Here is a 275-nt window from a genome sequence, read left to right as displayed (position 1 = left end):
GCAGCACCCGCAGCAACTTTTTTACCATTGTGCTTTTGAAGGTCGTCATGTTTAGGATCACGATGTGCATCTTCTTGAGAACGTGAATTGACGTCATTTTGATTGTGACGTTGTGCCTCTTTTTTATCATGATGATGTTTAGCAGCAGCGCCGGCTACACCCGCAGCGGCAGCACCCGCAGCACCCGCAGCAACTTTTTTACCATTGTGCTTTTGAAGGTCGTCATGTTTAGGATCACGATGTGCATCTTCTTGAGAACGTGAATTGACGTCATT

At 46.5% G+C, this 275-nt stretch carries 1 pseudogene; it reads right to left on the bottom strand.

The features are described from left to right. Positions 1–275: pseudogene (locus CD172_RS12790) on the bottom strand (elastin-binding protein EbpS); the annotation flags it as partial.

The sequence above is a fragment of the Staphylococcus agnetis genome (assembly GCF_002901865.1).
GTDB classification, from domain to species: Bacteria; Bacillota; Bacilli; order Staphylococcales; family Staphylococcaceae; genus Staphylococcus; species Staphylococcus agnetis.
This window is presented reverse-complemented; position numbering and strand designations above follow the sequence as displayed.